Raw genomic sequence first — 7,059 nt, forward strand, 5'->3', positions numbered from 1 at the left:
GCGGCGACGCTTTTCGAGACGAGGGTGTCGATCAGGTCCGGAAGCGGAACCGGTGCTACCTCCTCGTTCTCACGGTCGTAGTCCACCAGTCCGACCTCGTCGAGCATCGGCAGGTGAACGTGACGCAGGTCCACGCGGATCCGGTCGCGCTCCGCCGCGTTCGTCATCGGTCGCTTCTCCGTGGCGTCCCATCCGGCCAGAAGCGTCGCGAGCTCGTCGATCGGCCGGGACTCCTCGTCCGACAGAAGGACGAGCAGTCGCCGTCGACGGGCCGATGCAAGCGACGTGAAAAACCGGTCGTCGGTCAGGAGCGAGGCCTCATCGGCCGTCGCCTCCGGACCGTCGTCCGGTTCCTGTGGGCTGTCGCTCATCTCTCGTACTTGTTCGTTTCCTCACAAGATAACGCTTTGTGTGGACTTCTCTTCACGATCGGTTTGACTGCGACGGGGAGCACCCGTGCCGAGCGGCGCCGGCCGCCTCAGACCCAGCCCTCCTCGACGAGGAGTTCGCCGTTCAGCAGGGAGGCGCCGGCCGCGCCGCGGACCGTGTTGTGCGCGAGGCAGTTGTACTGGACGCCGTCCGCGGTCGTGGCGACCCCGCCGGCGGAGATGCCCATCCCGCCGGCGTAGGTGCGGTCGAGGCGGGGCTGCGGGCGGTCCGGCTCGGAGGGACCGAACACCTGAATGAGCTGGTCGGGGGAGCTGTGGAGGTCGTCGCGGCCCTCGAACGAGCGCATCGCTTCGCGGACGTCGCCCGCGCTCGGATCCGCGGAGAGCTCCGCGAACACGTTCTCGAGGTGGCCGTCCAGCGTCGGGATGCGGTTACAGGAGGCGGAGACTGCGGCGTCGTGGAGCGCGACCTCGGCGCCGTCGAACTCGCCGAGGAGCTTCCGGGACTCCGTCTCCATCTTGTCCTCTTCGCCGCCGATGTGCGGGATGGCGTTGTCGATGATCTCCATCGAGGTGACGCCGGAGTAGCCCGCGCCGGAGACCGCCTGCAGGGTGGCGACGTTGACCGTCTCGAGGCCGAACTCGTCGAGCGCGGCGAGCGTCGGGACCATCGTGATCGTCGAGCAGTTCGGGTTCTTGACGAGGGCCCCGTCCCAGCCGCGCTCGTCGCGCTGGACCTCGATCAGCTCGAGGTGGTCGGGGTTGATCTCGGGGATGGTGAGGGGAACGTCCGCGGCCATGCGGTCGTTCGAGGAGTTCGAGGAGACGACGTACCCCTCCTCGAGGAAGGCGGGTTCGACCTCCGCGGCGACGCCCGACGGGAGCGAGGAGAACAGGAGGTCCACGTCGTCGGGGACCGCGTCGGGGTCGGTCGCGCCGACCTCCATCTCCCCCACGTCCTCGGGGATGGGCGTGTCGACGCGCCACTTGGCCGCCTCGCGGTACGTCTTCCCGGCGCTCTCGTCGCTCGCGGTGACGGCCGCGAGGTCGAAGGTCGGGTGGTCGTCGAGCAGCTGGATGAAGCGCTGGCCCACGGCGCCGGTCGCACCGAGGATACCGACTCGTACAGACATTGCGTGGGGTTGGGTCGCAAGCATGTAAGTGCGTTCGGATAGCGACCGAATCCGCCGCGCATGGCGCCCTCTCGGCGACATCAGCGTTTCGCCGACGGACCGACGCCGAGCGAGCACATGTGCCGAGAACCCCTCACCGGAACGGTCGTTCGACTCCGAAAGCCGCGGGCCCGTGAGGCTACGCTTAAGCGTCTGGCCACGGAACCGAGCGGGCATGGCCGCAGAAACGTTCGGCGCGTTGTCGCTGGTTCCTCCGCTCCTGGCGATCGGGCTGGCGATCCTCACGCGCAAGGCCGTCCCGTCGCTGTTCGTCGGCGTCTGGGCCGGTGCCGTCATCTTCACCGGCGGGCTCGGCGTGGTACAGACCTTCGACTGGATCGTCGCGGCGATCATCGCGGACGACGGCTTCCAGGCGACGATCATCGTCTTCACCCTGCTGCTCGGGTCGGGCGTCGCCATGGTGTGGAACCTCGGCGGCTCCTACGCCGTCCGCGACTGGGCGATCGAGCACCTCGACACCCAGCGCAAGGCGGGCCTCGCGGCGTGGGTCCTGGGACTGATCATGTTCTTCGACGACTACGCCAACACCGCCATCGTCGGCTCCTCGATGAAAGACGTCTCCGACGAGCTGCGCGTCTCCCGCGAGAAGCTCTCGTACATCGTGGACTCGACGGCCGCGCCCGTCGCGACGCTGGGCATCTCCTCGTGGGTCGCGTTCCAGCTCGGGCTCATCTCGGACGCGTACGGCGAGCTCGGACTGGCGAGCGCCCCGAGCGCCTTCGAGGTGTTCGTGCGCTCGATCCCGTTCAACGCCTACTCGCTTCTGGCCATCGTCATGGTGCTCATCGTCGTCGCGTCGCGGCGCGACTTCGGGGAGATGCTCGACGCCGAGCACCGATCGTACACGACCGGCGCCGTCAACCGCGAGGACGCGGTGCCGATGCAGGACGTGAAAGACGACCTCGGCGAACCGCACGCCGAGAACCCGCGGCTGATCAACTTCTTCGCGCCGGTCGCGACCCTGATCGCGGTGACGCTCGGCGCCGCGCTGTGGACCGGCGGCCTCTCCGCGGGCGCGTTCGCGGCCGACCCCCTCGGCGCGCTCTGGGAGGCGATGACCGGCGCGGACTACGCGGGCGCGCTCGTGTACGGCTCCTTCGCGATGGTGCTGTCCGGCTTCGCGCTCGGGAAGGTCTACGACATCCTCGACTTCGGCGAGGCGACGGACGCCACCATCGACGGCTTCGGGATCATGCTCACCGCGGTGACGGTGCTGGTGCTGGCGTGGTCCATCGGCGAGGTCGTCTCAGCGCTCGGCACCGCCGAGTACGTCGAGGGCTTCATCGGCGAGGGCTTCCCGGCCGCGGTGCTCCCGGTCGTCGTCCTGCTGTTCGCCGCGTTCGTCGCCTTCTCGACGGGCACCTCGTGGGGCGCGATGGGGATCATCACCCCCGTCGCCATCCCGGTCGCGTGGTCGGTGACGGGCGACCACACGATGGTCGCGGCGGTGGTCGGCGCCGTCTTCTCGGGCGCCATCTTCGGCGACCACACCTCGCCCATCTCGGACACGACGGTCCTCTCCGCGACGTTCACGGGCGCGGACCTGATCGACCACGTCCGGACGCAGCTCTACTACGCCGTGACGGTCGTGGTCGTCGCCATCCTCGTGCTGCTCGCGTGGGGCGTCACCGGCGTCACGCCGCTCGTCTGGCTCCCGCTCGGCGCGCTCGCGCTCGTCGGCCTCGTCTACGGGCTCTCGGAGCTCGACGCCCGCCGAAAGGGTGTTTCTCCGATCGCGACCGACTCCTCACAGCGCGAGAAGTAAGCGGTTCCGTACGGCGGTTTTCGCTTCTACGCCGGTCGATCCGTGTTCGGAAGCTCGCGATCAGTGATTCTGGGAGCAGTGGGAGATGCTACCGTTTCTGTCTCGGATGTAGATATCGTCGCACTGGGCGGTAACCTCCGGAGGGTACCAACCGGCATTCCTCGCTACTGACCTGGTTCTGCTGCTTATGCTGCTTGGGACAGCAACACCCAGAAAGCCCCAGCCGGCTCGACCGGCCGCCGCACACTCTGCGCGCTCGCGCCTCTCCACACCGCCCGGCGCGAGTGCTTGAGGCGCCGGGGCCGGATCGAGCCGGCTGCCCCTTTCAGTCCCACCCACCGCCCCGCACTGCGACCGCACAGCACCGCAGCCTCATCCCTCCCCAGCCTCGACGGCGGCGCGGCCGCGAGACCGCACCGCAGTGCGGCCGCGCCGCCGTCTCCCTCGCGCGGTCGCGGCGACACGCTTCGCGGTCGCCGCGGCGCGCGCCAACCGCACCGCTCCGCCACAGCACCGAACGCCGACGGACGTTTTTCGCGGATGGGGCGGAACTCCCGCCGTGAGTGCAGCTCTGTCGCGCCGATCGCGGGGCATCGCCCCGCCGGCTGTCCAACGTCTGGCGCGCGCGACCTCGACGCGCGAGGGAAGCCCGGCCGCGGCCGGAGCAACGCGGAGGCCGCGGGCGGCTGAGGCTGGGGAGGTGTGAGGCCACGCTTGCCTCGACAGCCGAGGTAGAGACCCATCGAACAATCCGCGGCGACGACTGATTCGAAAGACCGCGCCCTGGCGGACTGAAAGGGCGAGGCCGGTCGCGCCCTCTCAGACGGGCCCTATCTGCGCGGGCGGTGCTGAGAGCGCAGATATCCCGCTGAGAGGGCTCGAGCGGTCGAGGGCTTTCTGGATGTTGGCAACAAGCGTAGCAAGGCGCTTGACCGATCAAATGCCGGCGTACAGCGAGCGGTCGAGGGCTTTCTAAGTGTTGCTGTCTCAAGCAGCAGGACGCTTGTTCACACAACGATCAACGTACAGCGATCGGTCACCGCATCCCTCGAACTGCCACCCTTTTTGTCCCGGCGCGTCGGAGCATCTCCCAATGAGCGACTACGATTACGAGGAGTTGGGCCTCGTCGCCGGGCTGGAGATCCACCAGCAGCTCGACACCGCGACGAAGCTCTTCTGTGACTCCCCGACCATGCAGCGCGAGCCGGAGGCGGCCGACCGCGAGCTGACCCGGTACCTCCACCCGACGAAGAGCGAGCTCGGGGAGCTCGACCAGGCGGCCGTCGAGGAGAGCCGCGTCGACCGCGAGTTCACCTACCTCGCGTACGACACCACCTGCCTCGTGGAGGAGGACGACGAGCCGCCCCGTCGCGTCGACGAGGAGGCGCTCTCGGTCGCGCTCCAGATCGCGGACCTGATGGATCTCACCGTGGTCGATCAGGCCCACGTCATGCGGAAGCTCGTCATCGACGGCTCCAACACCTCCGGCTTCCAGCGCACGATGCTGGTCGGCCAGCACGGCGAGATCTCGACGAGCGAGGGCCCCGTCTCCGTCGTCGACCTGATGTTGGAGGAGGAGTCCGCCCAGCGCGTCGAGGAGACCGACGAGGGCGTCGTCTACTCGCTCGACCGCCTCGGCGTCCCCCTCGTGGAGATCGGTACCGGCCCGGACATCCGGAGCCCCGCGCAGGCGAAGGAGGCCGCCGAGCGCATCGGGATGCTGCTCCGCTCGACCGGCTCGGTCAAGCGCGGGCTCGGCACCATCCGGCAGGACGTGAACGTCTCCATCGCGGAGGGCGCCCGCGTCGAGGTGAAGGGGGTCCAGGACCTGCAGGGCATCGAGGACATCGTCCGCGGCGAGGTCCGCCGGCAGGCCGAACTCGTGGAGATCCGCGACGAACTGCAGGCGCGCGACGCCGCGGTCGGCGACGTACAGGAGGTCACCGAGGTCTTCGCGGACACCGACTCCGGCGTGATCCGCGGCGCGCTCGATTCGGGGGGCAAGGTGACTGCGGTACCCCTCTCCGGCTTCGACGGGCTCGTCGGCCGCGAGATCCAGGAGGACCGCCGGCTCGGCACGGAGCTGTCGGACCACGCGAAGCGCCACGGCGCGGGCGGCATCTTCCACACCGACGAGCTGCCGGCCTACGGCGTGACGGCGGCCGAGGTGGCGGATCTCCGCGAGGCGGTCGGCGCCGGCGAGGGGGACGCGGTCGCCATCGTCGCCGCCGACCCCGAGACCGCGGACCTGGCCATCGAGGCGGCCGCGGACCGCGCCGAGTCGGCGGTCGTGGGCGTCCCGGAGGAGACCCGTGGCGCCAACGAGGACGGCACGACTCGCTACCTGCGCCCGCTGCCGGGCGCGGCGCGGATGTACCCCGAGACCGACGTGCCGCCGGTCGAGCCGGACTCGAGCGACGTGGAGACGCCGGAACTGCTCGACGAGAAGGCCGAGCGGTACGTCGCGGACTTCGGGCTCGACGAGGGCCTCGCCGAACAGGTCGCGTTCGGGCACCGGTTCCCGCTGTTCGAGGAGGCCGTCGAGGCGGGCGTCGACCCGACCTTCGCGGCCGCGACGCTGGAGTCCACCACGACGGAGCTCCGTCGGGACGGCGTCCCGGTAGAGAACCTGACCGACGAGCAGTTCCTCGGCCTGTTCGCGCTGGTCGAGGACGGCGACCTCGCCAAGGAGGGCGTCAACGAGGTGCTGACGGTGCTCGCGGAGAACCCCGGCATGTCGGCCGAGGCGGCCGTCGAGGAGGCGGGCCTCGCGGGCGTAAGCGAGGAGGCGGTCCGCGAGGCGGTCGTCGAGGTCGTCGAGCGCAACGCCGAACAGGTCGAGGCGGAGGGGATGGGTGCCTTCTCCGGCCTGATGGGCGAGGCGATGGGCGCGCTCCGCGGGAAGGCGGACGGCGAGGTCGTCTCCGCGGTGCTGCGCGAGGAGATCGGCAAGCGGTCGTGATCGGTCATAAGCGGTCGTAAGCGGTCGTGACGAAGGGAGAGGCGATCCGCCCGGCCGTGACAGAAGGTAAGTAGTCGGGGGGAGAATCCCGGTCCGTTCGCGTGAGCTCAGACACCGACCCGACGGCCGACGAGGAGCAGGCGGAGGCGGGCCCCGACCGCGACGCCTCCCGGAGGCGCGCCGACGCGACGCTCGCCGAGCGGTTCGCCGCCGAGACCGACCGGTTCGTCCACCTCGTCGAACTGGCCGCGGCCGCGGTGTTCGCGCTGCTCTTCGGGATCGGTGTGGTGGATCTCGCGATCCAGATCGCGCGTGCGGTCCCGACCGGCGAGATAACCGACCCCCTCGTCGTCATCGGGTTCGTGGAGACCGGGCTCCTGCTGCTGATCATCGTCGAGGTGTACGAGACGGTCGTCGCGTACGTCCAGGGTCGCCCTACGCGCACGGTGGTCCGGCTTGTCGTCTACACCGGCGTCATCGCGATGGTCCGGAAGGCCATCATCTTCCGGACGACCGAGTACGCGTCGGTGCTCGACGCGCTGCTGGCGGCGCTCGCGTACGCGGTCCTGATCCTCGGGCTTGTGAGCCTGCTGCTCGTCGAGCGGCGAACGGAGGAGAGCGACGACTCGCTCCTCGGCTAATCCGTCAGCGCCGCGGCGAGCGACTCGAGGTCGTAGGTCGCGGGCGCCCGCGGTTCGTCCTGGGCGGTCGCGATGACGAACGTCGAGTTGGTGCGCTCGACCTCCGGGA

Annotated in this window: 5 protein-coding genes and 1 pseudogene; 3 read left to right on the forward strand and 3 right to left on the reverse strand. The window is 69.7% G+C overall.

Annotated elements, in window-relative coordinates; all coding sequences use genetic code 11:
• Together AN233_RS17335 and asd are read right to left on the reverse strand one after the other, a co-directional pair.
• The coding region (locus AN233_RS17335) for a DUF7344 domain-containing protein (RefSeq protein WP_058366566.1) at window positions 1-371 on the reverse strand (371 nt) is incomplete at its 3' end.
• 107 nt (window positions 372-478) lie between these two features.
• On the reverse strand, window positions 479-1,522 hold the full coding sequence (gene asd, locus AN233_RS09595; RefSeq protein WP_058366567.1) for an aspartate-semialdehyde dehydrogenase: 1,044 nt from the start codon (window positions 1,520-1,522) through the stop codon (window positions 479-481).
• 214 nt (window positions 1,523-1,736) lie between these two features.
• Between asd and AN233_RS09600 the strand changes: the two genes are divergently transcribed.
• The 3 genes from AN233_RS09600 to AN233_RS09610 all read left to right on the forward strand — a co-directional run bounded on the left by AN233_RS09600 (window position 1,737) and on the right by AN233_RS09610 (window position 6,950).
• A complete protein-coding gene (locus AN233_RS09600; RefSeq protein WP_058366568.1) occupies window positions 1,737-3,347 on the forward strand; it encodes a Na+/H+ antiporter NhaC family protein in 1,611 nt (536 codons plus the stop codon).
• Between the two features lie 1,093 nt (window positions 3,348-4,440).
• Complete coding sequence (gatE, locus tag AN233_RS09605; protein ID WP_058366569.1) at window positions 4,441-6,309, forward strand: Glu-tRNA(Gln) amidotransferase subunit GatE; 1,869 nt, start codon at window positions 4,441-4,443, stop codon at window positions 6,307-6,309.
• 101 nt (window positions 6,310-6,410) lie between these two features.
• Window positions 6,411-6,950 carry a phosphate-starvation-inducible PsiE family protein gene (locus AN233_RS09610; protein ID WP_058366570.1) on the forward strand — a complete coding sequence of 180 codons (540 nt, stop codon included), beginning with the start codon at window positions 6,411-6,413 and terminating at the stop codon, window positions 6,948-6,950.
• Here the strand turns inward: AN233_RS09610 and AN233_RS18040 are convergent.
• Window positions 6,947-7,059 (reverse strand): annotated as a pseudogene (locus AN233_RS18040) (Lrp/AsnC family transcriptional regulator); the annotation flags it as partial. The gene AN233_RS09610 and the pseudogene AN233_RS18040 overlap by 4 nt on opposite strands.

It is taken from the genome of Haloparvum sedimenti, from assembly GCF_001462205.1.
Lineage (GTDB): Archaea > Halobacteriota > Halobacteria > Halobacteriales > Haloferacaceae > Haloparvum > Haloparvum sedimenti.